The organism is Enterococcus saccharolyticus subsp. saccharolyticus (assembly GCF_029023825.1).
GTDB lineage: Bacteria > Bacillota > Bacilli > Lactobacillales > Enterococcaceae > Enterococcus_F > Enterococcus_F saccharolyticus.
This window is the reverse complement of record NZ_CP118957.1, coordinates 2,385,932-2,412,923: the sequence shown is the minus strand read 5'-3', so window position 1 is coordinate 2,412,923 and position 26,992 is coordinate 2,385,932. Positions and strand designations below refer to the sequence as shown.

The following is a 26,992-nucleotide window of genomic DNA, read 5'->3' as shown; positions in this document are numbered from 1 at the left end:
GCAAGAAGAACGAGTTCTCTGAGGAAAATTGTCGATAATAGGCAGTTTCGACTTGTTCAATTGTTACCTTGAACGTTCTGTTACGACAGAAGAGAGAAGTGTTACTTCTGAAAAAGGTGGTACCTCGAAATTTCGTCCTTTTATCAGCATGTTTATGTTGATAAAAGGGCATTTTTTATTTTCAGGAGTAAAGTCAAAACGGAAAGAAAAAAACAAAAGGAGAATGGTGATGAAAAAAGGTTGGAAAAAATTAGTGACAGGTATTTTAACTGTCGGTGCGTTAACATTATTAGGGGCATGCGGTTCAGGTAGTACCAAAGAGACAGGTTCTTCAGAGGAAGCAAAAGCGGAAGTTGTTCGTTTAGGTGTTGTTGGGGAAAACAACGAAGCATGGGAACATGTCAAAAAAGAATTGAAAGATAAAGAAAACATTGCTTTAGAAATCGTAAAATTCACTGACTATCGTGGACCAATCACTGCTTTAGAAGATGGTTCCATTGATTTACATTCAACATTAACTGAAATCTACATGGATAATGTCAACAAAGAAGGTGGTTTCCATAACACAACCATCGCTTATACAACGTTAAATCCATTAGGTATTTTCTCAAATAAAATTGAAGACATTAAAGATTTAAAAGATGGTGCGACTGTAGCGATTCCAAATGACGTATCAAATGAAAGTCGTGCGTTGTTACTATTGCAAACAGCTGGTTTAATCGAATTGGATAAAGAAAAAGGTTTCATGCCAACAGTGAATGATATTACATCAAATCCAAAAGATTTAAAATTTGATTTATTAGATGCCAACCAAACGATTCGTGTGTTGGATGATGTGGATATTGCTTGTGTAAACAACAATGTAGCTGTGGATGCAAACTATATTCCAACTGAAGATGCGATTTTCTTAGAACCCATCGCAGATTCTTCTAAACCATACTATAACGTGATTGCTGCACGTGAAGAAGAAAAAGACAAAGACATTTACAAAACAATTGTGAAATACTATCAAACAGATGAAGTAAAACAAATCATTGAAGAAACAACGAAAAAATCTAGTGTGCCAGTTTGGTAAAAGATATCATTTATTGTGAGTGATTCAATTCCTTTATGACACTTTGACGTGACCTTTTCTTTTAGAAAGGTTAGCGTTACAGCAAAAGAGCATGGATAATCCTATCTGTGCTCTTTTTTTGTAGATTTTTTTTTAATAATTAATTTTACTATATAGAAAAAAGCTATCACGTGTACGTTGACTTTTTAAAATGAACCGTCTATTCTTTGGGAAAACAACAACTTGTTAAAGAGTTATTTCAGGGGGAATAATCAATGAAGAAATGGAAAAAGGGGCTTTTTAGTTTTGGTATCGTTGCTTTAGGGCTGGCTTTAGCGGCTTGCTCATCGGGAACTAGCAATACCAACGAATCTACGAATGCCTCAACAACAAAAGCTGATGATTCAACATTTACTTATGCGATTAGTGGCGATCCATCGTCAACGAATCCAATTAATACGAGTGATCGTTGGGGACTAACTGTAACCAATATCATTTATTCACCATTAGTGATTGTGGAAGGTGATGGGACAACGAAAAATGCCTTGGCAGAGTCAGTGGAACCTGCTGCTGATGGTTTATCAGTAACTGTTCATCTAAAACAGGATGTGAAATGGTCAGATGGTGAACCATTTACAGCAGATGATGTTGTTTTCACTTATGAACAAAAAGCGAAAAAAGAAAATGGGAATGCTGATAAATTATGGGTAGGCGACCAACCAATTAAAGTTGAAAAAGTGGATGACTATACAGTCAAATTTGTCTTACCACAAGCAAGTGCAGCAGCGATTAATAATATTGCGACAGAGACATTTATCATTCCAAAACATGTCTTTGAAGGTGTTGAAGATTTTTCAGTGAATGAATTGCCAGAGAATCCAGTTGGAACAGGACCGTATAAATTAGTTGAATACAAACGTGGCGAATATTTAACATTTGAAGCAAATGAACACTATTTTGGCGGCGAAGCTTCAATTAAAAACTTAACATTACGTATTATTGAAAGTGCGGATACAACAAAAGTTGCTTTACAAAAAGGTGAAGTAGATGCAGCATTTGTTTTACCATCTGATGTGGCTGATTTAGATGAAAAAACAATCACAACATATCCATATAGTGAAAACCGTGTGGGCTATCTAGGATTGAACACTCATTCAGAAGCATTACAAGATGTAAAAGTTCGTCAAGCAGTCTTATTTGCTTTAAACAAAGATGAATTAAATCAAGCTGCTTACTTAACAACGGATTATTATGAACAACCTTATTCATTCTTACCACCAAACAATCCATATGTAACAGAGGATGTTGAAAAATATGAAACGAACATTGAAAAATCAAAAGAACTATTAAAAGAAGCCAATGTAAGCGACTTGAAATTAAACTTAGGTTTTTCTTCAAGTGATCCAGCGCAAACGATTCAAGCAACCTTGATTCAACAACAATTACAAAAAGCTGGGATTACAGTTACCTTAGAAGGTGGCGATAGCACAGCAATTTTTGCGGAACTAAAGAAAGAAGGATCAACAAAATACAACCTTTTCTTAGGTGGTTATATTATGGGGAATGATCCAGATTTATATGGTGCGCTATTTGAAACAGATGGTAGCTCAAATTACTTCCAAACAGACAATCAAAAAACAGATGAGTTGTTTAGCAAAGCAGCTGTGGAATTAGATGAAACGAAGCGTAAAGAATTATACAACGAATTGCAACAAGCAATTGCGGAAGATGCACGTATCTACCCAATTGTTGATAACAAAAAAATTCTAGCAGTGAATAATCGTATTGAAAATGTTGAAACTGCAGGATTAATTCCAATTTACACATTTGAAGATGTATCTAAATTAACGATTAAATAGTGAATTGAGCTGAGAGTGTGACATAAATCAAAACAAAAATATCCGAACGAGATAGATTGAAACGTGCTAATTCCTGTGAATTGGCGACGGGGACCTGCCCGTAGGAACAATCTCTACGTTTGGATATTTTATTGTTAAACAGACTGATGTCATAGCTTCAGTCTCTTTTCATTTTTATCAAGAGAAAGGAAGCGTTACGTGTGCTACGATATATTGCGAAACGAATACTCCAAGCTATTCCATTGTTATTAATTATTTCGTTTATAGTATTTTCACTGATTCATTTGGCTCCGTATGATGTGATTGATTCGGTGACAACACCAAATATGTCACCCGATCGAGTGGAGGCATTACGAGAAAAATATGGATTAAATGAACCTTTTCTAGTGCAATATGTGACTTGGTTGACGAATATTTTTAAAGGAGATTTTGGCTATTCATTAGTATCACAGCGAAGCATCGCTGGAGAATTAGCAGTGCGTATTCCCAATACGATGAAATTAATTGTCCCTGCGTATTTGACTGCATTAATTTTAGCAATTACATTGGGATTACTTGCTGCAGCAAACAAAGGAAAATTTTTCGATAAATTAATTGATGGGATTGCTTCATTAGGAATTGCGATTCCGACATTTTGGTTTGCGATGATTTTGATTTATTTTTTAGGATATCGTTTGAATCTATTCCCAATTATCGGTATGAATACTGTCGGAAAAGCAGGCGATTTTAATGATTTTCTCGCACATTTCATCATGCCATATACAACTTTAACTGTGGCTTTTTTCCCAGAATTGACCCGGTATATTCGAGCTTCTGCACTCCAACAAGTGTCAGAAGATTATGTGACAGTGCAAAAAGCCTTTCATGCAACCAAAGGGCAAATTTTCCGTCGCCATATCAGTCGGAATGTTTTAATTCCAGTCGTAACGCAATTAGGCTTAGCTTTGCCAATGTTAGTGACGGGGGCGATTATTACAGAAACGATTTTTGGCTGGCCAGGTGTGGGTCCTTATTTAACGAGTGCAACCAGAAGTTTAGATTATCCAGTCATTATGGCGATTATGCTACTTTCAGCGACTCTGGTCATTTTAGGAAATCTGCTTTCAGATGTGCTTTATTCCGTCGTTGATCCACGAATTCGTAAGGGAGGAAAAGAGTAATGAAACGTTTGAAAAATGTATTCCAAGCGATTGTTTCTTCTCCGATTTATACCCTTTCTTTTGTTTTTTTAACCTTATTAATTGTCTTGTCGTTAGTCGCACCATTGTTGCCGATAGACCCAAATGCCACTGATGTAAGTAATATGTCACAACCACCCAGTTTGAAACATCTTTTTGGTACTGATGAAGTTGGACGTGATTATTTTATTCGGGTGGTTTATGGCGGACGTGTCTCTTTATTAGTAGGTGTCTTAGCGATGCTAACAGCGACTACAATCGGGACAACAATTGGTTTGGTTTCAGGGTATTTTGGAGGTTGGATTGATAACATTTTAATGCGACTTGTGGATATTTTATCTTCTATTCCATGGTTGGTCTTAGTGATTGTTTTGAGTGTCTTTTTAAAACCAGGACTGGGAACGATTATTATTGTTATCGGGTGTTTTTCTTGGATGAATATTGCCCGCTTAATTCGTGGCGAAACATTGTCTGCGAAAGAAAGAGATTATGTATTGTATGCCAATTTCATTGGGCAATCACCAGCAACCATTATTTTTAAACATATCTTTCCCTCGGTGTTACCGATGTTAATTGTTGCAGCATCGACCAGTATTTCAAGTGCTATCATGACTGAATCAGCTTTAAGTTTCTTAGGATTAGGAATTCAACAACCCATGGCATCTTGGGGAAGTCTCTTGCAAAATGCCCAAAACAGTTTGCAACGTGCGCCTTATATGGCAATATTGCCGGGGTTATTTGTTGCTTTGACGATTTATTCCTTTAACAATCTTGGCGATATGATTAAGCAAGTCTTGCAAAGGGAGGTCTAGTCGAATGAATAACAATATCGTAGAATTAAGTAATTTACGTGTAACGATTCAACCAAAGCGTGGTGTAGCTGCACCGATTCTTCGAGGAATTGATTTAGCAGTTCCTAAAGGCAAAGTGCTAGGAATTGTTGGAGAATCAGGCAGTGGGAAAAGCATGGCGATGAAAAGCATGATGGACATTTTACCTGAACAAGCACTGATGACAACTGATCGGTTTACGTTCAATGGCGAAACGGTTACGAATCCTAAAACTTTGCCGATTTCAATGATTTTTCAAGATCCGATGACTTCATTAAACCCGTTACGTACGATTGGGTACCATTTAACAGAAGTGATTTTGCGCAATCAAAAAATAACAAAAAAAGCGGCACATGAACGGGCTATTCAAGAACTAGAAAAAGTCGGAATTGCATTAGCTGAAAAACGAATGAAACAATTTCCTCACGAATTATCGGGCGGAATGCGCCAACGGGTAATGATTGCGATGGCTTTATTGGCGCAACCAGAACTTTTAATTGCCGATGAACCAACCACCGCACTTGATGTGACGATTCAAGCACAAATTTTATCTTTGATTAAAGAACTACAAGCTGACGAGAATCTTTCTGTTATTTTAGTTACACATGATTTCGGGGTAGTTGCAGGCATGTGTGATTATATCAAAGTGATGTATCAAGGTATTCTTGTGGAAGAAGGCACGACAGAAGAGATTTTTTATCAACCACAACACCCGTATACGAAACAATTGCTAAAAGCTGCGCATTTAGGAGATAAACAGGCGCAGTTGCATGTTTTTGATTATCAGGAAGTCTTGCCGGACGATTTGCCTCGTCATGACATATCACCAACGCATCATGTTTGGTTGAAGGAGGAAGAAAGATGACCAAAGAATTCATTCGTGTGGAACAGGCGACAAAAATTTTTCGCTCCAAAAACTGGCGTGGCTCAGTCACAGAAGTACGTGCGTTAGATGGCGTCAGTTTGGCCATCCATCGCGGTGAGACACTCGGTTTAGTCGGTGAATCTGGTAGTGGAAAAACAACCTTGGGGCGTAGCCTTTTAAATTTAGAGACACTCACACAAGGCAATATTTTTTTTGAAGAGCAAGATTTGACGACCTTATCTAAATCTGAAAGAAAATCGATTTATCAAAAAATGCAAATTATTTTTCAAGATCCTTATTCTTCTTTAAATCCGCGGATGACTGCGTTAGAATTAGTTATGGAACCCTTGTTAAATGAATCAAAAGCAACTGCTAAAGACAAAGCAGAACAAATTCTTGCTCGTGTTGGGATTGCTGGAGATGCGTTACACAAGTTACCACGTGCCTTTAGTGGTGGGCAACGTCAACGAATTGGGATTGCGCGTGCCGTAGTCAATCAACCAGAATTTATTTTGTGTGATGAACCAACTTCGGCCTTGGATGTATCGATTCAAGCGCAAATTATTCAATTATTATTAACATTGCAAAAAGATTTTGGGCTATCGTATTTATTTATTTCGCATGATTTATCCGTTATTCGTCATATTTCTGATCGGATAGCAGTGATGTATCAAGGGAAATTAGTCGAATTAGCGCCAACGCAACGTTTATTTGAAGCACCACAACACCCTTATACAAAAAAATTATTAGCTGCGGCACCGATTGCTGATCCAAAATTAGCAAGAGCGGCCTTGGCAAAAAAAGAAATCCAACAACAAATCGAAGTGACAGACGCCTTTGACTGGGTTGAAGTAGCGCAAGGGCATTTCGTAAGGAGGAACAAATGACAATCGAGACATTTACACTCATTCAAGGAAAAGAAAAAATCGAGTTGCCTCATGAAACCGGCAATTGGGTTTTAGCAAGAGAACAAGGCTATTCACCCGTGCAAATGCTTGTTTGTGCTGTAGGAGCCTGTGGAGGGTATGTTTACCAATCTGTTTTAGAAAATTCACATATTCCGTATCAATTTGAAAAAATCGAAGCCGATTATACACGTGATACCACTCGTCGTGCGGAACCCATTCAATCCATTCAATTACGTTTTTATGTAAAAGTTGAAGCAGAATTTCAAGAAAAAGCCCACCGTTGTCTAAAATTAGTGTCACCGAATTGTCCGGTTATTCAAAGTTTAGATCCTGCTATTGAAGTGGAAGAAACGGTAGAATTTATTTAAAAAAACTCCCTCATTCAACCAGATGAGGGAGTTTTTTTATCCTTTTTTAACAGGATCAGGTTGTTTTTCTTTTGTTAGTTGTAAGGTAATACCAAATGGGTCGCGCACAATCGTATAAAAATCTGCAAATTCATTTTCGCAAGGTGGTAGGAGAATCTGCGTTTCTTTATGTTGAATAACTTTTTGGTAAATTTGTTTAATAGTTTCTAAATCATTAAACGTAAAGCTCAAGGAAAAGTTGTTACCAGTGATAAGCTTATCGCCAGTAAGTGAAGTATCAGCAATTTGTAGCTGGGTCGTACCAATTTGTAAAATTGAATGTGAAATATAATCTTCTTGTCCTTCAGGAATTTCTAGCTGGGGATTTAAACGTTCCTTGAATTGTTGATTGGTAATCTTAAAAAGGAGTTTTGCTTGAAAAGTTTCTTGGTAAAAGATGATTGCTTGTGTTGCGTTACCGTCTAGTGTTAAAAATGTAGCTAATTGAATGGTCATGAGTAATCGTGCTCCTTTGCTTTTTTTCTTAGTATACGTTTTAATGGTGACAAAAGATGGCACCAAAAGGAGAAATCATGAAAAAAAGTGAACGGCTCAATCAAGAATTAATTTTTATTCACAGAAAAAAACAATTTAACTTGCGTGATTTAATGACCGAATTTCGTATTTCTAAACGAACGGCATTACGTGATACTATCGAATTAGAAGAACTGGGTGCGCCTCTATATGCTGAAAGTGGAAAAAATGGCGGATATCATGTGTTACCCCATCAATTACGAATACCAATTTATTTTAAAGAAACGGAATTATTGAGTATTTTCTTCGCTTTGCAATTATTGAAAAATCCCACGCCTTTTCCTCATTCCTATCAACAAATCAAAGAAAAATTAGCAGAGAAATTTTCAGTTACATCTTTAGAAGAATTGGAAACTGTGCTTAGCTATGAGGGAGTCCGAATGCCGATAGCTGTTCCTCAGTTGGAGATATTGTATCAAGCTATTTTAGCGCAGCATCAGCTACGCTTAGATTATCAAAAAGCACAAAGAGAAAATAAAATCATTCAACCTGTACGCTTAAATTATCGTCATGGTTTTTGGTATTGTTTTGCCCTAGATGTACAAAAACAACAATGGCGAACGTATCGTTGTGATAAGATGTCTAACATTCACTTTTTTTCAGAAGGACAAAAATATACTACACAAGAAATACAACAACAACTAGTTCAACAGCAACGCCCATATTGTTTTGAAATACAATTAACAGTCAAAGGATGTGAGATGGCTCAGCAGCAACTATTTCCTAATATGACTATTGTAGATAGTCAATTGAAAGGAACCTATCACGAAAAAGAACTTGATTTTTTAGTGAATTATTTATTGATGTTTGGCACTGAAGCCCTCATTCTTAAGCCACGTAAACTAAAACAAGCCTATTTGCAAAAACTACAAGATATACAAGCTCGTTACTGATTAGGTATAATGGAAAAAGAAAGAAGGGAATAGATGACTGAGTTAACACAACTACTAGAAGAAAAATTTGGCTATCAAACATTTCGGACAGGACAAGAAGAAATCATTCGCAAAATTTTAAATCGCGAAGATGTGCTAGGTATTATGCCCACAGGTGGAGGGAAGTCGATTTGCTATCAATTGCCGGCACTGTTATTTAATGGTTTGACAATCGTCGTCTCACCGTTGATTTCTTTGATGAAAGATCAAGTGGACAGTCTAAATGAAATGGGGATTCCAGCTACTTATGTGAACAGTACGCTTCACTTTTCAGAAATTCAACAGCGTCTAGGGATGGCAGCTCGAGGGGAAGTAAAGCTCTTATATTTGGCGCCTGAACGTTTAGAAACAGCAGATTTTCTAGAATTGTTACGCCATGTTGATATTGATTTAGTAGCCGTTGATGAAGCGCACTGTATCTCACAATGGGGGCATGATTTTCGTCCCAGCTACTTAAAATTAGCTGAAACCTTACGTTCCTTTGCCCAACGACCAACAATTGTCGCACTCACAGCTACGGCAACAACCCATGTTGCCAAAGATATCTGTCATTTGTTATCCATTCCGGCAGAAAATCAAATTAAAACAGGATTTGCACGTGAAAATTTGGCTTTTCAGGTTGTGAAAGAACAAAAAGATGTGTATTTATTGGAATATTTGAAAACCAATAAAGGACAAGCAGGGATCATTTATGCAAGTACACGTAAAGAAGTGGAACGTTTGTATCATTTATTGCGCCACAAAGAGATAGCTGCTGGAATGTATCATGGTGGACTTTCTGAGCAATCCCGTTCAAAAAATCAAGAAGATTTCTTATTTGATCGCATTCAGGTTATGGTTGCCACGAACGCATTTGGGATGGGAATTAATAAAAGTAATGTCCGTTTTGTCATTCATGCCCAAATTCCTGGCAATTTAGAATCGTATTATCAAGAAGCTGGACGAGCAGGGCGCGATGGATTACCAAGTGAAGCGGTTCTACTTTATGCAGCGCAAGATTTACAAATTCAACAATTCTTTATTGAACAATCAGACTCTTCTATTGATTATCAACAAAATGAGTATTTGAAATTACGTGAAATGAGTCAATATGCACATACACAAATGTGTTTGCAATGCTATATTTTACGCTATTTTGGGGAAGAGGGAACGCCTTGTGGAAAGTGTAGCAATTGCTTGGATGATCGTGAATCAGTGGATATCACCTTAGAAACACAAAAAGTTTTATCTTGTGTGAAGCGGATGGGGGAAAAATTCGGAAAATCACTGGTAGGTAAAGTTTTAACAGGTTCTAAAGACCAAAAAATTACGCAATGGCGTTTTGACCATCTGTCGACTTATGGTTTGATGAACGATTGGACGCAAAAAGAAGTCATACAATTGATTGATTATTTAACTGCGGAACAATATTTGACGCCATCAGAAGGGCAGTATCCGTTATTATCGATTTCTCCAGAAGGCATTGATGTGTTGCTGGGGAAACGGAAAGTCTATCGTAAGCAAGCGGCAGTGAAACAATTAGTGATGGATAATGAACTATTTGAAGAATTACGAGCAATACGTTTGTCATTAGCACAAGAACAAAATTTACCACCGTATATTATTTTTTCTGATAAAACATTACAAGAGCTAGCCGAAAAACAACCACAAACTTCCTTGGAATTTTTACAAATTAAAGGTGTTGGTCAAAATAAGCTAGATAAATATGGAGAACAATTCTTAACAATTTTACAAAAAGAAAATAAATAGTAGGAAGTGTTTCGATATTTTCTACTATTATATATGTCAAAAAACACATTTTCATCGAATTTTGCAAAAATTCATCATTATTTCTGAAAAAAGGTGCATTTGATATTCATTTGAAATAATTTTGTAACATTCTTTTTACCTAAGTGGCATAATAATATGTTAAGATTTATCTGTCGCTAAATTAGAACATGAAATTTTCTTATTAGAAGAAGTTAGATAATTATATTATAAGTCATCTCAGGGGGAACAATAATTTGAAGAAAAAATACTTAGCCACTTTAATGGTATGTTCATTAATGTTAACAGCAGTTTCAGCACCAAGCGCAACTTTGGCAGATACAATCGATGATCAAATCGAACAACAAGATCAAAAAATCAATTCTTTAAAAGGGCAACAAGCGGACGCGCAAGCACAAATTGATGCTTTATCATCAGAAATTGCAGCAGTTAGCGAAAAAGTTGGCGAATTAGAAGCAAAACAAGCTGAATTAGGTAAAGAAGCTGAAAAATTACAACAAACAATCGCTGATTTAAAATTACGCATTGCACAACGTGAAGAAGTTATCCAAAACCAAGCACGTGACGTACAAGTGAATGGCGATAACATGAACTTAATTGACGCTGTACTAGAAGCTGATTCTTTAAGCGATGCAATTGGTCGTGTTCAAGCAGTTTCAACAATTGTTAAAGCGAACAATGAATTAATTGAGAAGCAAAAACAAGATAAAGAAGCTGTTGAAAAAAATATCAAAGAGAATGAAAGAAAAGTCCAAGAAGTTGCGGCGACACAACAACAATTGGAAGCTGAACAAAATTCTCTTGCTGAAAAACAAGCAAGTATTAATGTCTTAAAAGCAGACTTAGCAGCACAACAAGCTACTGCTGAAGGCGATAAAGCAAACTTACAAAAGAAAAAAGAAGAAGCTGAAGCTGAAAAAGCACGTATTTTAGCAGCACAACAAGCAGCCGCTAAAAAAGCAGCAGAAGAGCAAGCACGTATTGAAGCTGCTCAACAAAAAGCAGCGAAACAAGCAGCAGCACAACAAGCTCAAGCTGAAGTTCAAGCAGAACAACCAGCAGTTCAAGAAGAAGCACAACAAACACAAGAGCAACCAAAGGCTGAAGAAACAGTAGAACAAACAGAACAATCTGAAACAGTAGAACAACCAAAAGCTGAAGAAACAGTAGAGCAACCTGCTCCAAAAGTTGAAGTAAAAGAAGAAGTTGTTCAAGAAGTGAAAACAAGCGAACCAACTGTTGTTGAAGAACCAGTTGTTGAAACAACACCAGAAGTGAAAGTTGAAGTTGAAACGCCAGTCGTTGAAACAACCAATAACAGCTCATTTGGAGGTAATTCATCAAGTGGTGCTGTAGATCACTCAGCATCAGGCAACATGTACGCTTGGGGACAATGTACTTGGTTTGTTAAAAACCGTGCACCATGGGTTGGAACATACTGGGGTAATGGCGCACAGTGGGGAGCATCGGCTGCAGCTGATGGTTACACTGTAAATGGTACACCTGCTGCTGGAGCAGTCGTTGTATTTGCAGCTGGTCAATCTGTAGGTGGCGTTTGGACAGCAGACGGCGTTTATGGACACGTAGGTTACGTAGAATCTTACGATGCAGCAAGCAATACAATCACTATTTCTCAAGGCGGAATGGGATTCTCTAGTCCTGGAGGCCCTAACACAGCAACAATGAGCGCATCAGGTTACACTTATATTCACCGTTAATTGATACTATCCAAGGTAGCAGACTTCAATGGAAGCCTGCTACCTTTTTTTATATGACAAAAATGTTCGTTCATTGTTATTTAAACAACTGGTAAAGTAGAGCAGACGTTGTTATATTAAAGAAAAAAAGAAAGTAGGAATTAATTATTTTTAATCGAAATCAACTGAAATTATTTATGCTAGTTTTAATGGTGTTTGACCATATTAGTCCGTTTGTATCTGTTGAAACAGCGGCGGTTTTACATGTGCTGACTCGCTGTGTAGGTGCTTTTTTTGCGTATATGAGCGTAGAAGGTTTGTTTTATACACGCAATCAAGAAAAATATTTAGTTCGTTTGTGGCTTGCAGGAGTGGGAATGTTATTAGGAAATCAAGTACTAAATACCTTTGTCTTTGCTCCAGAATATGCAGTACATAATAATATATTTCTGACGCTTGCTTTAGGGACAACAATTTTATATGTGATACAACGTTGGCAAAAGACGCATGGATTGGGACGTTTATTATGTAGTGCATGTATCGTGGGTTTAATTATTGTTTCACCAATGACTGAAGGCGGAATGATCCTAGTTCCGTTTATGCTGATTTCATATTTTGGTAGAAATAACATTTGGCTACGTAATAGTTGTTGGATTGTTTTTGCTATCTTGTTATTTTTCATGAGTTATGTGGATTATGGAGATTGGCAAACAACCCTCAATATGTTGGCAATGAATTCAGATTTCTTCTTTATTTCCGTTTTGCCATTTTTAGCGTTGTATAATGGGGAGAGAAGAAGTAATCATCCATTTTTTAAATATTTTTTCTATGTTTTTTATCCAGTCCATTTATATTTGATTGCTTTACTGGCGACGCTAATGATGTAATGAGACTTGTATTCATTGAAAGGAACTGTTATTCTATAACGAAAATGAGAGGATGGGTCTATGGATAGTAAGGAATATTGGCAGATATTTAGCCAAAAACACGGCTTATCAAAAGAAGTTCCGGATGCTTGGATGTTTGGCGATGGTTCAGAAAAAATGGGCAATGAGCTAGGACAGTTGGTGGTTCAAGGAATCAAAACGGGAACCTGTGCTGCAAAATGTGTCTATGATATTGAAGGCGAGCCATTTCCTAATGTAGGGGATTATGCGATTGTTTTAGATGGTCACAATCAGCCTTTAGCGGTTATTCAATACACCAAGATTGCGATTATCCCAATGAATGAGGTCACCGCAGAGTTTGCGATTTCTGAAGGTGAAGGAGATTTGAGTTATGCCTATTGGTACAATGAACATGAACGATTCTTTCGCTGGGAACTCAGTCAATACGGTTTAAACTTTTCGCCAACCATGGAATTGGTTTGTCAATCGTTTCAAGTGGTTGATATCAATCACTAAAAAAGGACTGTGACAGAAACTTGAACATTAGTAAAATATCCGAACGATAGAGGTTGTTTTTGCGCTCAGGTGGGTCCTTGTCGCAAGAGCATCTCTCATTTTCTATCGTTCGGATATTTTTACGTTGTTTTTACTGCTATCATAGTGCCTTTTTTGAGTTATTCTGCTTTTTTCGCGGTATCAGCAATGACTTGTAAATAACCTTTTGTATCGGCAAACGTTGCGCCAGAAACGACATCAGCAGGATTTCCGTCTTCGCCTTGTTTGTCTAATTCGCCGACAGCAACTTCGATTTCAGCAACAGTTTTCCCAATTGCAAAATCTTCGACAGCTTGCATATTTACAGCATATTCTTGGGTTGCTCCAGCTTTATCTTTCATCAAAGCGGAGTAAGCTTCATTGTTGGCTACTTTAGAAGCTAGGACTTGTCCTGCAGCGACGCCTTGTCCAAAATCTGTATCAGAATTAGGCACGCCACCAAACGCAGCAGCGTCGACATATTGGAACTCATCGACAAAAACAGCAGCTACTTTGTCACCATCCATCGCGACAGTAGTAATAGCAAAGGATTTATCGCCATGTGGTGCCCCTAATGATTGTGCTTGTTTCAAATCTGTTGCATCTGTCTTTGCACCAACAGCGACCATGCCATTTTTCGCAGTATCAACGATTGCTTGCAAGTAACCTTTTGTATCAGCGAATGTTGCACCAGAAACGACATCGGCAGGATTTCCGTCTTCGCCTTGTTTGTCTAACTCACCGACAGCAGTTTCAAGGTCAGCCACGGTTTTTCCTTTAACAAATGCGGTAATAGCATCCATACTTGCTTGCCATGTTTGTGTAGCACCGGCTTTATCTTTCATTAGTGCCGAGTACGCAGTGTCATTTTCAGTTTTACTTGCTAAGACAGTTCCTTCAGGGAATGCTTCACCAAATCCTGCATCTGCATTTGGCACGCCTTTAAAGTCTGCTGGGTCTAAATATTGGAATTCATCCACACGCGCGTCAATAATTGTTTCTCCGTTCATTAAAACATTTACAGCAGCGAATGATTTTGTGCCATGAGGTGCGGTATACATTTGGCGCATGACTAGTGTATCAGCCGGAATTTCAGTACCTGTATCCGTTCCTTCTGCAATGGTAATGTTAATAGCATCACTCGTGGTACTTTCAGAAGTAGCGCTTGATGCAGTTGTTTGTGCTTGATCCTCCGTACTTGAGCTGGCTGTATTTGAGTTATCTGGACTACAAGCAGCTAAGCTTAAACTTGCAAAAACAATAAATGTGGCAATTCGTGACTTTTTCATAATATCCTCCTAAAATTTATTTGTTAATTTATTCACATTTTATCATAAAAGGAAAACGTTGCCAAATGGTATTTTGATATTTATAGAAAAAAATGCACCTTTTTATTGTGAATAATAAATCAATGTTATTTCAATTTGCGGATTTCTTTCATTTTACAACGAAGAATTGAATAAAAATGATGGAAAGAAGATATTTAAAGCTGTAAAAAATCGTCATTTTCAAGTATACTAGCAAAGGAACAAACGGAGGATGACCACATGGCACAATTATTTTTTAAATATGGCGCAATGAACAGTGGAAAATCGATTGAGATTTTAAAAGTTGCCCACAACTATGAAGAACAGAATAAACCTGTTGTTTTGATGACAAGTGGATTGGACACACGCTCTGGCATTGGACAAGTCTCTAGTCGAATTGGTTTGGAAGAAAAAGCTATTCCTATTTTTGATGAGACGGATGTCTTTTCTGTCATTCAAGAATTAGACTACACACCATATTGTGTTTTGATTGATGAGGCGCAGTTTTTAAAGAAGGCGCACGTCCTTTCTTTCACACGAGTAGTTGATGAACTAGGAATCCCTGTCATGGCGTTTGGTCTGAAAAATGATTTTCGTAATGAATTATTTGAAGGATCAAAATACTTATTGCTATATGCCGACAAAATTGAAGAAATGAAAACTATTTGCTGGTTTTGTCATAAAAAAGCAATTATGAATTTACATTATATTGATGGAAAACCTGTTTATGAAGGAGCACAAGTACAAATTGGGGGCAATGAAGCCTATTATCCCGTTTGTCGGCACCATTATTTCCATCCAGAAATTTAAGCAAAGGAGCAAAATAAAATGTACGATCAGTTACAATCAATTGAAGACCGTTATGAAGAACTAGGCGAATTACTAAGTGATCCAGCTATCGTTTCTGATACCAAGCGCTTCATGGAGTTATCAAAAGAAGAAGCAAACACGCGTGAAACAGTAGAAGTTTATCGTCGTTATAAAGAGGTTGTTTCAGGTATCGCTGATGCAGAAGAAATGCTAGGAGAAAACTTGGACGACGAAATGGCAGAATTAGCTAAAGAAGAACTGTCAGAATTGAAAAAAGAAAAAATTGATTTAGAAGAACGAATCAAAATTTTGTTGTTACCAAAAGATCCAAATGATGATAAAAACATCATCATGGAAATTCGTGGTGCTGCTGGTGGCGATGAAGCGGCGTTGTTTGCTGGTGATTTATTCAGTATGTATCAACGTTATGCAGAGTCTCAAGGATGGAAAACAGAAGTCCTAGAAGCAAATGTTACCGGAATTGGTGGGTACAAAGAAGTCATCATGATGATTACTGGCGACAATGTTTTCTCTAAATTGAAATATGAAAGTGGCGCACACCGTGTTCAACGTGTTCCTTCAACAGAATCACAAGGACGTATTCATACATCAACAGCAACAGTGGTCGTTATGCCGGAAGCTGAAGAAGTGGAAATCGATATCGCGGATAAAGATATTCGGACTGATATTTACCATGCGTCTGGTGCGGGTGGACAGCACGTCAATAAAACTGCATCTGCCGTTCGTTTAACCCATCTTCCAACTGGGATTGTTGTGGCGATGCAAGATGAGCGTTCTCAGTTGAAAAACCGTGAGAAAGCAATGAAAGTTTTACGTGCTCGTGTGTATGATCAAATCCAACAAGAAGCGCAAAGTGAATACGATGCAAACCGTAAATCAGCAGTTGGTACTGGTGACCGTTCAGAACGTATCCGTACGTATAACTTCCCACAAAACCGTGTAACCGATCATCGAATTGGTTTAACGATTCAAAAATTAGATCAAATTCTAGCAGGTAAAATGGATGAAATTATCGATGCATTAATTGTATACGATCAAACATCGAAGTTAGAAGAGTTACAAAATGGCTAAAACTTATCAAGAAGTCCTGTCATGGGCTTCTTCTTTTTTAGAAGAACAAGGAAAAGAAGGATATGCGATTCAATACGTTTTTCTTGCAAGAAAAAACTGGTCAAAAACAGACTGGTTATTAAACATGCGTAATGAAATAACGAGCAAAGAAGAAGAACAACTTCAAAAAGATTTAACAGCGCTCTTAGCCAATCATCCACCTCAGTATTTGATTGGCCATGAAGAATTTTATGGTCGTCAATTTCAAGTGACAGAGAATACCTTGATTCCTAGACCAGAAACAGAAGAATTAGTCGAATTATGTCTGCAAACTACGTCACAGGATTCTTTAACAGTTGTTGATGTGGGCACTGGAACAGGTGCGATTGCGATTACCTTAAAAGCAGAACGCCCGACATGGCAAGTGGCTTCTGTAGATATCTCAGAAAAAGCCTTAGAAGTAGCTAAAAAGAATAGTCAATTATTAGATGTCGCCGTGGATTTTTACCTCGGCGATACCTTAGAACCGATTTCGGAAGCCATTGATGTATTAATTTCCAATCCGCCATATATTAGCCAAGAGGAATGGGATGTAATGGATGAGAGTGTTCGGTGCTTTGAGCCTAAGACAGCCTTGTTTGCAGAAAATAATGGGTTAGCTATCTACGAAAAATTAGCTGAGCAAGCCAAGGTAAAACTAAAACCTCAAGGGAAAATATTTTTAGAGATTGGCTTTCAGCAAGGCAAAGCAGTTCAAGAATTATTCCAAAAAAACTTCCCTGAAAAAACTGTGGAAATTAGAAAAGATATGGCTGGAAAAGATCGGATGATTGTTGTTTTTTAGTTATCCACAAGTTGTGGACAAAGGTATTTTTTGTTCGGTCTTTACCTAGGTGATAAAAATTACCGTGGTGAAAACCGAGATAAAAGCTCGGTATAATAGGCAGGGTTCTTATTGTGTGAGTTATCCACAGATTGTGGATAACTATCTAAAATTGTTGATAACTAAACAAATAATCATAGAAAGGGTGTGGATAAGCGATGGAAACCAAACGATTGAATGAAGAAGAATTAGATTTGGCAGTGGCAATGTTAACTGCTGATGGGTTAGTGGCTTTTCCTACTGAAACGGTGTATGGGTTAGGTGCGAATGCCTTATCGGAAAATGCGGTGAAACGCGTGTTTGCAGTAAAAGGAAGACCCAGTGATAATCCTTTGATTGTACATGTTACTGGTTTTGACCAAGTGAAGAATTATATAGTTCATGTGCATCCTTTAGCAGAGAAACTAGCGAAAACTTACTGGCCAGGTCCTCTTACCTTAGTTTGTCAAACGAAAGAAAATGCTTTTCCTTCAGTTGTTTCTGCAGGATTACCTACCGTTTCTTTTCGAATGCCAAACAATGACAAAACCTTAGCTTTGCTAGAAAAATCAGGTTTACCTTTAGTGGGTCCAAGTGCAAATACCTCGGGAAAACCAAGTCCCACAACTAGTGAACATGTGTACCATGATTTGAAGGGGAAAATTGAAGGTATTTTAGAAGATGGATCAACAGCAATAGGCGTTGAATCCACTGTGTTGGATATTAGTGATCCGACACAACCACCTATGATTTTGCGTCCCGGAGCAATTACCAAGGAACAATTGGAACAAGATTTAGGGATAGTGATTGCAGTTGATAAGCATCTAATCAAAGAATCAGAAGCGCCAAAATCACCAGGTATGAAATACAAACACTATTCACCAGATACTAACGTGGTAATGATTCGCGACAATGATTGGAAAAAAGCGATCACGGTTGCTAAAAAACAACACTTACATGTTGGCGTAATGGCAGGTCCAGGTATTGTAAATCAAGTCCAATCAGAGGTTACCGCAGTTTTTTGCTTTGCTGATGATAGTGTAGAAGCTGCGACAAAAGGATTGTTCGCCGGTTTGCGAGCGTTGGATGAGTCAGAGGAATTAGATGTGATTTATGTGGCGACTTTTCCGGAACAAGAGTTAGGCGTTGCATATATGAATCGCTTAAAAAAAGCTGCTGGGCAACAATTTTTTGAATAATACAAGCAGAAACACTTCTTTTTTCTAACGATAAAGGAAGTGTTTCTTTTTATTGTTCGTATATAAAGCGCTTTTTGTTTGAAAAAGAGAAAATGAATCGCCTTTTTAATTTTTTTTGGAGATTTCTTTGCGTGATTATGTTACAATGCTAACATCTTAGTAAAGGGGTGTTATGTGTAGAATGGATTATAAAGAGTTTGATAAAGATTTATGGACAGCGGTTGAAAATGAGGCAGAGCGCCAACAAAATAACTTAGAGTTAATTGCCTCTGAAAATATTGTTTCTGAAGGCGTAATGGCTGCACAAGGAAGCATCTTAACAAACAAATATGCGGAAGGTTACCCTGGTCGTCGTTACTATGGCGGTTGTGAATTTGTTGATGTCATTGAAAGTTTAGCAATTGATCGTGCGAAAGAAATCTTTGGGGCGAAATTTGCAAATGTACAACCTCACTCAGGTTCTCAAGCGAACACAGCAGCTTACTTAGCATTAATTGAAGCAGGCGATACAGTTTTAGGAATGGATTTATCTGCCGGCGGACATTTAACACATGGTTCACCAGTTAACTTTAGTGGTAAAACATATAACTTTGTAAGTTATGGTGTGGATAAAGAAACAGAATTGCTTGATTATGACATGGTTCGTCAATTAGCGCAAGAACATCAACCAAAATTAATCGTTGCTGGTGCTAGTGCCTATTCTCGTACGATTGATTTTTCTAAGTTCAAAGAAATTGCTGATGAAGTGGGCGCAAAATTAATGGTTGATATGGCACATATCGCTGGTTTAGTTGCTGCTGGTTTACATCCAAGTCCAGTACCTTATGCAGATATCACAACCACAACAACGCATAAAACATTACGTGGTCCTCGTGGAGGCTTAGTGTTAACAAACGACGAAGATTTAGCGAAAAAGATTAACAGCAATGTTTTCCCTGGTATCCAAGGTGGACCATTGGAGCATGTCATTGCTGGTAAAGCAATTTCATTCAAAGAAGCCTTAGATCCTAGCTTCAAGGAATATGCTGGTCAAGTAATCAAAAATGCAAAAGCGATGGCTGAAGTATTCAATGATTCAGCAAAAGCACGCTTAATTTCTGGTTCAACAGATAATCATTTATTATTAATTGATGTTACTGGTTTTGATATGACAGGAAAAGATGCAGAAAAATTATTAGATACTGTCAATATCACAGTGAACAAAAACTCTATTCCATTTGAAACATTAAGTCCTTTCAAAACAAGTGGTATTCGTGTTGGAACACCAGCGATTACAAGTCGCGGCTTTGACGAAGAAGGTTCAGCAGCAATTGCTAAATTAATCGTGAAAGTATTAGAAAATAAAGATGACGAAGCTGTGCATGCACAAGTCAAAGAAGAAGTTCGTGCATTAACAGATGCGCATCCACTATACACAAAATAATTGTCACTAAAGGAATTCTTCGGATGGGAGAATTCCTTTTTTGTATGACAGAAGAAACATTGTACGGACAGATAAACGTACAAAATGAGCGAGGAAAAGTAAGAATAAGCATGAAATACGAAATGATTCTTAGCAAAAACCAATGATTCACAACTATTCTTAAAAATTAGCGTGAATTGACGCAAGATAAGTTGTGCGAATTTTTGATTTGAATTACAATAAAAGAAAACTTTAAAGGAGAGCTGACAATGGGCAAATTTCAAGTAATCGATCATCCATTGATCCAACATAAAGTATCAATCATTCGTGACAAAAATTGCGGAACAAAAGTATTTCGTGAGGTTGTTGATGAAATTGCAATGTTAATGGCGTACGAAATTTCACGCGATATGCCAGTGGAAGATGTAGTTATTGAAACACCAATTACAAAAACTACACAAAAAATGTTAGCTGGTAAAAAAGTAGCGATTATTCCAATTCTACGTGCTGGCTTAGGTATGGTAGATGGTATTTTACAATTAATTCCAGCCGCTAAAGTAGGTCACGTAGGATTATACCGTGATGAAGAAACACTAGAACCACATGAGTATTTCGTAAAATTACCAGAAGATATCGATAGCCGTCAATTGTTAGTTGTTGACCCTATGTTAGCAACAGGTGGTTCAGCAATTATGGCGATTGATTCATTGAAAAAACGTGGCGCCTCAAACATCAAATTTGTTTGTTTAGTTGCTGCTCCAGAAGGTGTAAAAGTCTTACAAGAAGCACATCCAGATGTAGACATTTATACAGCAGCTTTAGACGATCACTTAAATGACCATGGCTATATTGTTCCTGGTTTAGGCGATGCTGGTGACCGTTTGTTTGGTACCAAATAAAACTAAAATATCCGAGCGAGATAAGAGGGGGCAAGCCTCTCTTAATCGCTCGGATATTTATTTTAAACCCGACTATATTTTTTTCATTTGTTTATAGTTAACAATAATAACACCATTACTTTTAGACATTAGCTGTTTGTTATCAGCAGTTTCATTGATTTCGATAACGGCTGAATTTTTTAGCTGTTTTGTGACAATACCTGTTTCTAGATGATCGTGAACTGTGAAAGCTACCGGAGTGTCGACGGTAAAGGTCTCACCGATTTCTGATGGGACGACTGTTGTTTCAAATTTACCAAATGTTGACATATTTAAAAAACCTCCCTTTCTGTGTTAAATTGTAACACATTTTTTGGAAATTTTCAGACAATAGGATTCTAAGGGAGTTTTGCTTTACAAAAAAAAGTTTTTTCACTATAATATTTTTGTATTTTTGCCAGCTTAGCTCAGTTGGTAGAGCAACGCACTCGTAACGCGTAGGTCACAGGTTCGATCCCTGCAGCTGGCATTTTTATAGACGTTGATAGAAGCCTTTTAGGTTTTTATCAGCGTTTTTTTGTTTGGGAATAACTGTTTGACAAGAAATGAACATAAAAGATATGTTTTTTCATTGATGACAGTTATTATGTATCGGTCGTTTTCTTTGCAGTATTTCTAAAATTTTTTTGAATGTCTTTGCGGAAAGCTTTCAATTCTAAATGTTTCCATCTATAATGAGAAGAGTATTTTTTAGGGAAAGAGAGAGCCGATGGAAAAAAAGAATGTGTTTAGAAATGATAACCAAATTGATTATGGGGTAATTTTACCTGTTTTTCTTTTATGCTTAGTGGGACTAGCGTCTTTATATGTGGCGTTGTTTCATAGTCATAATTTAGCAGAATCTGCTAATCCTATGCGGGGCGTGTTAAAACAAGGTGTTTGGTATGTGGTAGGAATTATTGCTGTTGCTATTATTATGCGAATTCGCTCAAAAATGTTGTGGTTATTAACTCCGTATATTTATGGTTTAGGACTGGTGGTTATGGCATTATTGGTTCGATTTTATGATCCAGTGATTGCAGCATCAACCGGCTCACGTAACTGGTTTAGTTTCGGAGCGTTTACTGTACAGCCTGCGGAGTTAATGAAAATTGCGATGATTATGATGTTGGCATTAGTGGTCACCAAACATAATGGCTCCTATCGTGAACGAACACTGCAAACAGATGGACTGTTAATCGGTAAAATGTTAGCTGTTACGTTACCAGTAATTATTTTAGTCTTATTACAAGAAGACTTTGGTACAATGTTAGTCTTTTTAGCTATTTTTGGTGGTATTTTCTTGATGTCGGGTATTTCGTGGAAAATTGTTGTCCCCGTCATTGCAACCTTTGTAGTCATCGGTGCAGGAACAATTTTTTTAGTGCTCACAGATGGTGGTCGAGCATTTTTGGAAAATATTGGCTTATTCTCTGAATATCAGTTTAAACGTATTGATTCGTGGCTAGATCCTTTCCATGATATTCAAGGTAGTTCTGGCCAAGTAGCCAAATCAATCATGGCGATTGGTTCAGGAGGCATGTTTGGTAAAGGCTTTAATGTGAGTGATGTGTACGTGCCAGTTCGTGAGTCAGATATGATTTTCTCTGTAATTGGGGAAAATTTTGGTTTCGTTGGTAGTACGTTTGTCATTTTGTTATACTTTATTTTAATTTATCGTATGATTCGTGTGTGTTTTGATACAAACAACGAATTTTATACGTATATTGCAACCGGCATTATCATGATGATTTTGTTCCATGTTTTTGAAAATATTGGCGCCAACATTGGTTTGCTGCCATTAACAGGGATTCCGTTGCCATTTATTAGTCAAGGTGGTTCATCATTATTAAGTAACATGATAGGTATTGGGTTGATTTTGTCCATGCGTTATCATGCAGTCGAACAACCGCAAGAAACAACAAGAAGTAGTAGAAGGAGCCGAAGATAGATGTTTACGTTATATTGGTACCCAAAATGTAGCACGTGCAGAGATGCCAAAAAATGGTTAGAAGCGCATGGACAACAAGTAGAAACCATTGATATGATTAGCCAACCACCTGCGCCAAAATTGTTGCAACAGTGGATGGAAGAAAGTGATTTACCGATGCGCCGCTTTTTTAACACAAGCGGGATGAAGTATCGTGAATTAGGCTTGAAAGATCAGATTGATACGTTTACACTAGAAGAAGCAAGTCAGGTGTTAGCATCTGATGGAATGTTGATTAAGCGACCGATTCTAGTGAAAGATGGTAAATTTTTATTGAATGGTTTCAGGGAAAATGAATACGAGGGAGTCCTTTAAAATGGAAAAAGCATGCTTAAAGAAAAAAGATAACTTATGGGTATTATTCAATGGTACAGAATATGTCGTAGGTTTAACGAAAGAAGCGCAAGATGATTTAGGAAAAATTACCTTTGCTTCTGTTCCGAAAGTAGGTCAAACATTTACACAAGGGGAGACATTGATTGAACTTGAAGCTGAAAAAGCTGTCAATGAATATATCAGCCCATTAACAGGTGTTGTCTCTTCTGTAAACGAGAAAATTGATGAAGATGTCGATGTATTAAACGACGATGATGAGTTAAATGCTTGGATTATTAGTTTAAAAGATGTCGATGCCACACAATTTGATGCATTATAATAAAAAAACCTGTAAAGCCGAAGCTTTACAGGTTTTTGATTTTATTCTTCTTCTTCACCGATGACTTCTGGTTCTACTGCTTCACCAGGTTCTTCATCTTCTACAATTTGTGCTTCATTCACTGCCGCGATTTGTTCTTCGGCATTTGTGACAATCGTATATTCATCAGAGGTTGGAATATCACCAACTGTAATGGATTGACCAATTTCTAATGCGGTCACGTCAACTTCAACATTTTCTGGTAATTTATCAGGTGTAGCGGAAACAGTCACGCTGTATAAGTTTTGTGTTAAAACACCACCAGCTTTGACACCAGTAGATTCACCTGTTAATACGACTTCTGCTTCAACTTCTGTTTCTTCTTTCATGTCAACGGATAGGAAAGCAACGTGTGTCACTTGACCTGTAAACGTGTCGGATGAATAATCTTGAACTAATGTGTTTACCTTTTTACTATCAATAGTTAAGGTAATCACCGTGTTTAATCCATGGGCACGTAAAATACGGTCAAATTCTTTGGCATCAATCGCAATTGGTGTACTTTCTACTTTGTACCCATTAACGATTGCCGGAATTTTTCCTTCGTGACGTAACTTGTTCCGAATAGAACGGGGGCGAACTTCTCTCTTACTTACTTTCAATGATACTGACATAACTCAATTCCTCCTAAATTTCCTGTTTTGTAACAGTAGTTTTTAAGCAAATTTTTGTTACTCATGCACATTTAAGTGGCACGTGATTGAGAACACGCAAAAAGGCAGTTGTATGCCACAGCTGCCCAGAAAGGTTGATTAGATCTTTCTCCACCAGGTTGTAACGCTGTGTGTAGTGAGAACTTTTATTTACTTTACCCTTTAACCATACGTGGATTTTTGACAGAAGTCAAAGATTTCGATTTTTTTGTTCAGACAATCTTAAAGAAAAAGAGCTATAATAGACCAGAAAGAAAGGGATAGCATGCGTTTAGATAAATTAATTGAAACCCAGTTAAAGACGTCTCGAAAACAGATGAAACGACTTTTTTTAATGGGGAAAGTGAAGATTGATGGACAAGTCATCTATCAAGAAAATAAAAATGTCGATAGTTTGATTCATCAAATTGAAATTGATGGACAAGCTTTTTTCACAAATGATGTCTATTATTTGTTGCATAAACCTCAAGGAGTTGTAACAGCAAAGAAAGACGATTTACCAACAGTGTTTGACTGTCTCAAACGTGACGATTACCGAGAAGAGTTAACAGCTGTCGGACGTTTAGACCGAGATACCGAGGGATTGCTCTTGTTGACGAGTAATGGCCAATTGAGTTACGATTTAATTCAACCAAAGAAAAAAGTAGATAAGGTGTACGAAGCAACCATCAATGCAGAAGTCACTGCGCAAGATGTCCGTGCTTTTGCCCAAGGAATTACTTTTATTGGTGGTCAAACATGCCAACCGGCAACTCTAGACATTCTTTCTGCCAGTCCAACTGAAAGTCAGGTACGTTTGACGATTCGCGAAGGAAAATTTCATCAAGTGAAAAAAATGTTTTTAGCAACTGGCAAAAAAGTTGTTTATTTGAAGCGAGTAGCGATGGGCCCTTTAACGCTTGGAGAGTTACCCACGGGTACTTATCGAGCATTGACCCAAGAAGAACTTTTCGCTTTAAAACCATATTTTCGTTAAAGGAGAACAATTATGCGATACAAGACCTTATTATTTGATGTAGATGATACGTTATTAGATTTTAAAGATGCTGAAAACCAAGCGTTGCGTTCTTTATTTGAAGAAGTGGAATTTGAGTTGACCCCAGAAGTAGAACTTACTTATAAAACCCTCAACTATCGCCGCTGGAAAGAGTATGAACAAGGCAACATGACCTCAGAAGAAGTGGTCAATGGTCGTTTCGGTGAATTATTTGAATACTTTGGTCAAAAAGTAGATAGCCCTGCTATGGAAAAACGTTACCGCTATTATTTAAACCAAGGACACAAACGACTAGGAAATAGTTTAGAAATCGTGCAAGATTTAGCCGATAAAGCAGAATTATATGTGGTGACAAATGGTGTAGCAACGACACAGTTTCAACGATTAACTGATTCAAAACTATTGCCGTATTTCAAAGATATTTTTGTCTCTGAAACGGCGGGTTATCAAAAGCCGAAACGAGAATTTTTTGATTATGCGTTCTCACGAATTCCTGATTTTAACAAAGAAGATACAGTTATTATTGGTGATTCCTTAACGTCTGATATTCAAGGTGGCAAAAATGCCGGAATTGATACCGTTTGGTTAAATCCTGTGGCAAATCAAGAGAAACTAAGTATCCAACCAACCTTCCATATTCAAACTTTGGAAGAAATTTATGGAATTTTAGTTTAATCAATGGATTTTGATAGTAATTTTGCCTATTTTCGTTATAATTTAAAGAGAATTGAAAACGAAAGAGGTAAAATTTGATGACGAAACATAAACCAATTATTATTGGCGTTACTGGAGGATCTGGAAGTGGAAAGACGAGTGTTAGCCGTGCGATTTTAAATCACTTTCCTGAACATTCAATTATGATGTTGGAACATGATTCTTATTACAAAGACCAAAGTCACTTGGCGTTTGAAGATCGTTTGAAAACCAACTATGATCATCCACTAGCTTTTGATACGGATTTATTAATTGAGCATTTATCAAAATTATTGAATTACGAAACAATTGAAAAACCTGTTTACGATTATGTCAAACATACACGTAGTGAAGAAACAGTGATTCAAGAACCAAAAGAAGTCATCATTTTAGAAGGTATTTTAATTTTAGAAGATGAACGATTGCGCGAGTTAATGGATATTAAAATTTATGTGGATACAGACGATGATATTCGAATTATCCGACGTATTAAACGTGACATGGAAGAGCGTGGACGTACGTTAGATTCAATTATTGAACAATATCTATCTGTCGTAAAACCAATGTACAATCAATTTATTGAACCAACCAAACGTTATGCAGATGTGATTGTACCTGAAGGCGGCGAAAATCACGTAGCGATTGATTTAATTAATACGAAAGTCGGTTCGATTTTAGAAGATTAAATAGTAGCCAAGACGCTTGTTTTATGCTAAAGTAATCTTCATGCGATGAGCCGAGACGGCTAGCTGATGCTAGTCAACTCAAACAGAGGCACACCGAGGAAACTCAACCTGCCGGATTGCAGGGTGTCGGATGATTGTTTTGTGGAGAATCAATCATCTACTAGCAATAGTACTGTCAAAAATGCTGCAACAAACAATTTGTTTGTTGCAGCATTTTTTTGTTGGAGTTGTTAACGTTTTCTTTTATGTGTAAAATAAA

28 protein-coding genes and 1 tRNA gene are annotated in these 26,992 nt (G+C 37.3%); 25 read left to right on the top strand and 4 right to left on the bottom strand.

Going from position 1 to position 26,992, the window contains the following annotated elements:
• The first annotated feature begins 229 nt into the window (after positions 1-229).
• The 7 genes from PYW32_RS12295 to PYW32_RS12265 all read left to right on the top strand — a co-directional run bounded on the left by PYW32_RS12295 (position 230) and on the right by PYW32_RS12265 (position 7,062).
• Positions 230-1,075 (top strand): MetQ/NlpA family ABC transporter substrate-binding protein, encoded by an 846-nt coding sequence (locus PYW32_RS12295; protein WP_016173984.1) that lies wholly within the window; start codon positions 230-232, stop codon positions 1,073-1,075.
• Between the two features lie 254 nt (positions 1,076-1,329).
• The gene (locus PYW32_RS12290; protein ID WP_016173985.1) at positions 1,330-2,913 is read left to right on the top strand and encodes an ABC transporter substrate-binding protein; all 1,584 of its coding nucleotides are present in this window, start codon (positions 1,330-1,332) and stop codon (positions 2,911-2,913) included.
• A 200-nt stretch (positions 2,914-3,113) separates the two neighbouring features.
• Positions 3,114-4,073, top strand: coding sequence for an ABC transporter permease (locus PYW32_RS12285; RefSeq protein WP_016173986.1), 960 nt, complete (start codon positions 3,114-3,116; stop codon positions 4,071-4,073).
• Positions 4,073-4,903 carry an ABC transporter permease gene (locus PYW32_RS12280; protein ID WP_016173987.1) on the top strand — a complete coding sequence of 277 codons (831 nt, stop codon included), beginning with the start codon at positions 4,073-4,075 and terminating at the stop codon, positions 4,901-4,903. Before PYW32_RS12285 ends, PYW32_RS12280 begins: the two co-directional genes overlap by 1 nt.
• Positions 4,904-4,907: 4 nt before the next feature.
• Positions 4,908-5,786 (top strand): ABC transporter ATP-binding protein, encoded by an 879-nt coding sequence (locus PYW32_RS12275; RefSeq protein WP_016173988.1) that lies wholly within the window; start codon positions 4,908-4,910, stop codon positions 5,784-5,786.
• Positions 5,783-6,673 (top strand): ATP-binding cassette domain-containing protein, encoded by an 891-nt coding sequence (locus PYW32_RS12270; protein WP_016173989.1) that lies wholly within the window; start codon positions 5,783-5,785, stop codon positions 6,671-6,673. The genes PYW32_RS12275 and PYW32_RS12270 overlap by 4 nt, the downstream gene beginning before the upstream one ends.
• Positions 6,670-7,062, top strand: coding sequence for an OsmC family protein (locus PYW32_RS12265; protein WP_016173990.1), 393 nt, complete (start codon positions 6,670-6,672; stop codon positions 7,060-7,062). Before PYW32_RS12270 ends, PYW32_RS12265 begins: the two co-directional genes overlap by 4 nt.
• A 36-nt stretch (positions 7,063-7,098) precedes the next feature.
• On the opposite strand, the gene PYW32_RS12260 is transcribed toward PYW32_RS12265, so the two are convergent.
• Positions 7,099-7,557, bottom strand: coding sequence for a VOC family protein (locus PYW32_RS12260; protein WP_016173991.1), 459 nt, complete (start codon positions 7,555-7,557; stop codon positions 7,099-7,101).
• Between the two features lie 77 nt (positions 7,558-7,634).
• On the opposite strand from PYW32_RS12260, the gene PYW32_RS12255 reads away from it, so the two are divergent.
• The 5 genes from PYW32_RS12255 to PYW32_RS12235 all read left to right on the top strand — a co-directional run bounded on the left by PYW32_RS12255 (position 7,635) and on the right by PYW32_RS12235 (position 13,434).
• The gene (locus tag PYW32_RS12255; protein WP_016173992.1) at positions 7,635-8,528 is read left to right on the top strand and encodes a helix-turn-helix transcriptional regulator; all 894 of its coding nucleotides are present in this window, start codon (positions 7,635-7,637) and stop codon (positions 8,526-8,528) included.
• Positions 8,529-8,561: 33 nt separating this feature from the next.
• Positions 8,562-10,316 (top strand): DNA helicase RecQ, encoded by a 1,755-nt coding sequence (gene recQ / locus PYW32_RS12250; protein WP_016173993.1) that lies wholly within the window; start codon positions 8,562-8,564, stop codon positions 10,314-10,316.
• Positions 10,317-10,570: 254 nt separating this feature from the next.
• Positions 10,571-12,052, top strand: coding sequence for a CHAP domain-containing protein (locus PYW32_RS12245; protein ID WP_016173994.1), 1,482 nt, complete (start codon positions 10,571-10,573; stop codon positions 12,050-12,052).
• A 143-nt stretch (positions 12,053-12,195) separates the two neighbouring features.
• The gene (locus tag PYW32_RS12240; protein ID WP_338070866.1) at positions 12,196-12,918 is read left to right on the top strand and encodes a TraX family protein; all 723 of its coding nucleotides are present in this window, start codon (positions 12,196-12,198) and stop codon (positions 12,916-12,918) included.
• A gap of 60 nt (positions 12,919-12,978) precedes the next feature.
• Positions 12,979-13,434: an ASCH domain-containing protein gene (locus PYW32_RS12235; protein ID WP_016173996.1), complete on the top strand. Its 456-nt coding sequence runs from the start codon at positions 12,979-12,981 to the stop codon at positions 13,432-13,434.
• Positions 13,435-13,592: 158 nt separating this feature from the next.
• Here the strand turns inward: PYW32_RS12235 and PYW32_RS12230 are convergent, their stop codons facing one another.
• A complete protein-coding gene (locus PYW32_RS12230; RefSeq protein WP_016173997.1) occupies positions 13,593-14,741 on the bottom strand; it encodes a hypothetical protein in 1,149 nt (382 codons plus the stop codon).
• 258 nt (positions 14,742-14,999) lie between these two features.
• Here PYW32_RS12230 and PYW32_RS12225 point away from each other — a divergent pair, with 258 nt between their 5' ends.
• The 6 genes from PYW32_RS12225 to upp all read left to right on the top strand — a co-directional run bounded on the left by PYW32_RS12225 (position 15,000) and on the right by upp (position 21,002).
• Positions 15,000-15,569: a thymidine kinase gene (locus PYW32_RS12225; protein WP_016173998.1), complete on the top strand. Its 570-nt coding sequence runs from the start codon at positions 15,000-15,002 to the stop codon at positions 15,567-15,569.
• Positions 15,570-15,587: 18 nt separating this feature from the next.
• Positions 15,588-16,661, top strand: a complete 1,074-nt coding sequence (gene prfA, locus PYW32_RS12220; RefSeq protein WP_016173999.1) for a peptide chain release factor 1 — start codon at positions 15,588-15,590, stop codon at positions 16,659-16,661.
• Positions 16,654-17,484 carry a peptide chain release factor N(5)-glutamine methyltransferase gene (gene prmC, locus PYW32_RS12215; protein WP_016174000.1) on the top strand — a complete coding sequence of 277 codons (831 nt, stop codon included), beginning with the start codon at positions 16,654-16,656 and terminating at the stop codon, positions 17,482-17,484. The genes prfA and prmC overlap by 8 nt, the downstream gene beginning before the upstream one ends.
• Before the next feature lie 197 nt (positions 17,485-17,681).
• Positions 17,682-18,701: an L-threonylcarbamoyladenylate synthase gene (locus tag PYW32_RS12210; RefSeq protein WP_016174001.1), complete on the top strand. Its 1,020-nt coding sequence runs from the start codon at positions 17,682-17,684 to the stop codon at positions 18,699-18,701.
• Between the two features lie 181 nt (positions 18,702-18,882).
• Entirely contained in the window at positions 18,883-20,124 is a 1,242-nt protein-coding gene (glyA, locus tag PYW32_RS12205) for a serine hydroxymethyltransferase (RefSeq protein WP_035009993.1), read from the top strand.
• A gap of 248 nt (positions 20,125-20,372) precedes the next feature.
• Positions 20,373-21,002, top strand: a complete 630-nt coding sequence (gene upp / locus PYW32_RS12200; protein WP_016174003.1) for a uracil phosphoribosyltransferase — start codon at positions 20,373-20,375, stop codon at positions 21,000-21,002.
• A gap of 72 nt (positions 21,003-21,074) precedes the next feature.
• Here the strand turns inward: upp and PYW32_RS12195 are convergent, their stop codons facing one another.
• Positions 21,075-21,311 (bottom strand): hypothetical protein, encoded by a 237-nt coding sequence (locus PYW32_RS12195; protein WP_016174004.1) that lies wholly within the window; start codon positions 21,309-21,311, stop codon positions 21,075-21,077.
• A gap of 126 nt (positions 21,312-21,437) precedes the next feature.
• Here PYW32_RS12195 and PYW32_RS12190 point away from each other — a divergent pair.
• The 4 genes from PYW32_RS12190 (at position 21,438) to PYW32_RS12175 (ending at position 23,665) form a co-directional block, all read left to right on the top strand.
• Positions 21,438-21,510: transfer RNA gene (locus PYW32_RS12190), tRNA-Thr, on the top strand.
• 240 nt (positions 21,511-21,750) lie between these two features.
• The gene (locus PYW32_RS12185) at positions 21,751-22,971 is read left to right on the top strand and encodes an FtsW/RodA/SpoVE family cell cycle protein (protein ID WP_016174005.1); all 1,221 of its coding nucleotides are present in this window, start codon (positions 21,751-21,753) and stop codon (positions 22,969-22,971) included.
• Positions 22,972-23,325, top strand: coding sequence for an arsenate reductase family protein (locus tag PYW32_RS12180; RefSeq protein WP_016174006.1), 354 nt, complete (start codon positions 22,972-22,974; stop codon positions 23,323-23,325). It begins immediately after the preceding gene.
• 1 nt (position 23,326) lies between these two features.
• Positions 23,327-23,665, top strand: a complete 339-nt coding sequence (locus tag PYW32_RS12175; protein WP_016174007.1) for a glycine cleavage system H family protein — start codon at positions 23,327-23,329, stop codon at positions 23,663-23,665.
• Positions 23,666-23,706: 41 nt separating this feature from the next.
• Here PYW32_RS12175 and PYW32_RS12170 read toward each other — a convergent pair whose 3' ends face one another.
• On the bottom strand, positions 23,707-24,318 hold the full coding sequence (locus tag PYW32_RS12170) for a 50S ribosomal protein L25/general stress protein Ctc (protein ID WP_016174008.1): 612 nt from the start codon (positions 24,316-24,318) through the stop codon (positions 23,707-23,709).
• A 304-nt stretch (positions 24,319-24,622) separates the two neighbouring features.
• On the opposite strand from PYW32_RS12170, the gene PYW32_RS12165 reads away from it, so the two are divergent.
• The 3 genes from PYW32_RS12165 (at position 24,623) to udk (ending at position 26,733) form a co-directional block, all read left to right on the top strand.
• A complete protein-coding gene (locus PYW32_RS12165; RefSeq protein ID WP_016174009.1) occupies positions 24,623-25,333 on the top strand; it encodes a pseudouridine synthase in 711 nt (236 codons plus the stop codon).
• A 12-nt stretch (positions 25,334-25,345) separates the two neighbouring features.
• Positions 25,346-26,029: a YjjG family noncanonical pyrimidine nucleotidase gene (locus PYW32_RS12160; protein ID WP_016174010.1), complete on the top strand. Its 684-nt coding sequence runs from the start codon at positions 25,346-25,348 to the stop codon at positions 26,027-26,029.
• A 77-nt stretch (positions 26,030-26,106) separates the two neighbouring features.
• Positions 26,107-26,733: a uridine kinase gene (gene udk, locus PYW32_RS12155; protein WP_016174011.1), complete on the top strand. Its 627-nt coding sequence runs from the start codon at positions 26,107-26,109 to the stop codon at positions 26,731-26,733.
• Positions 26,734-26,992: the final 259 nt, after the last annotated feature.